Source organism: Micromonospora globispora, assembly GCF_003857015.1.
In the GTDB taxonomy this organism is placed as follows: domain Bacteria; phylum Actinomycetota; class Actinomycetes; order Mycobacteriales; family Micromonosporaceae; genus Micromonospora; species Micromonospora globispora.
Genome location: NZ_QGGF01000780.1, coordinates 1 through 1,786 on the forward strand (window position 1 = coordinate 1; position 1,786 = coordinate 1,786).

General features: G+C 74.9%; 2 protein-coding genes. Both read left to right on the forward strand.

All coding sequences use genetic code 11. The annotated features are described in order from the left end of the window. On the forward strand, window positions 1–795 hold a 795-nt coding region (locus DKL51_RS33820; RefSeq protein ID WP_124813268.1), incomplete at its 5' end, for a tetratricopeptide repeat protein. Between the two features lie 66 nt (window positions 796–861). Next, on the forward strand, window positions 862–1,786 hold a 925-nt coding region (locus tag DKL51_RS33825), incomplete at its 3' end, for an arginase family protein (protein ID WP_148097941.1).

The window sequence follows — 1,786 nt, forward strand, 5'->3', positions numbered from 1 at the left end:
GGCGCCCCCGGCGGCGCTGTCGGCGGGGTCACCGTCATTGACGTGACCGAGGCGACCTTCCAGTCCGAGGTCCTCGAACGCTCGCTGAGCACCCCGGTGATCGTGGACTTCTGGGCCGAGTGGTGCGAGCCGTGCAAGCAGCTCTCCCCGGTGCTGGAGCGGCTGGCCGTGGAGGGTGGCGGCGCCTGGGTGCTCGCCAAGATCGACGTGGACGCCAACCCGCGGATCGCCCAGATGTTCCGCGTGCAGGGCATTCCGATGGTCTACGCGGTGGTTGGCGGCCAGCCGATCGACGCCTTCTCCGGCGTGGTGCCGGAGGCCCAGCTGCGCCAGTGGATCCAGGCGGTGGTCAAGGCCGGCGGCGGGACCATGGCCGAGCCGGAGGACCCCCGCCTCGACGAGGCCGACGACGCCCTGATGAGCGGCGACCTCGACGCGGCCGAGCGGGCGTACCGGAAGATCCTCGCGGAGTCCCCGGCGGACGCGGCGGCGGAGGCGGGCCTGGCTCAGGTCGGGCTGGCCCGCCGGGTTGCCGGCGCCGACCCGCAGGGTGCGATCGCCGCCGCGCAGGCCAACCCCGACGACGTCGACGCCCAGTTGCTGGCCGCCGACATCGAGGTGCTCAGCGGCATGGCCGAGCAGGCCTATAAGCGGCTCGTCGACCTGGTCCGCCGGACCTCCGGCGACGACCGGGAGAAGGTACGCCAGCACCTGGTCGGCCTGTTCACCATCGCCGGCCCGGACGACCCCGCGGTCGCCTCGGCCCGCCGGGCCCTGGCCAGCGCCCTGTTCTGAGTTCGTAGCACGCCAGCGCGGGCCGGCGTTCCGGCCGGCCCGCCCGACCATCGAGGACGGGAGCCCATGATGCGCCGGATCGCCGTCCTCGATGCGCCGACCAACCTGGGGCTGCGCCCGCCCACGTCCACCTCGGTTCCCGGCTGTGCCAAGGCCCCGGGCGCGCTGCGCGACCACGGCCTCCTCGCCCGCCTGCGCGCCCGTGACGCCGGCTGCCTCACCCCGCCCCGGTACGACCCGGGCGACTGGCGCCCCGGCGACGGCGTCTGCCACGCCCGGGAGATCTCGGACTACTCGGTGGCGCTGGCCGACCGGATCGGCGCGATCATCGACCGTGGCGAGTTCCCGCTGGTGCTCGGCGGGGACTGCTCGGTGCTGCTGGGCTCGGCCCTCGCGATGCACCGGCTCGGCGAGGCGGTCGGCGGCCGGATCGGGCTGGTCTTCGTGGACGGCCACTCCGACTTCCGGCACCCCGGCAACGCCTCGTACGTCGGCGCGGCAGCGGGGGAGGACCTGGCCCTGGTCACCGGCCGGGGACAGGCCGACCTGGCGGCCATCGAGGGGCGGCGCCCCTACTTCCGCGACATCGACGTGGTGGTGCTCGGCATCCGCGCCCAGGACGAGTACCGGCTGGACCTGCAGGCCGCCGGCATCACCACCCGCCCAGTGCCGGCGCTGCGCGCCGAGGGGGCGGCGCGGACCGCCCAGTGGGCGCACGAGCAGCTCGCCGACTGCGCCGGCTACTGGGTGCACATCGACGTGGATGTGCTCGACCCGGCGGTGATGCCGGCGGTGGACGCGCCCGACCCGGGCGGGATCGCCTTCGCCGAGCTGGAGATCCTGCTCGCCGGGCTGGTGGACACCCCGCACTGTCTCGGCGTCGAGCTGACCGTCTTCGACCCCGACTACGACCCGGACGGCTCGTACGCCGCGGAGATCGTCAACACGGTGGTGGCCGGGCTGGCCCCGGTCTCCGCGCCGGCCGCCATGC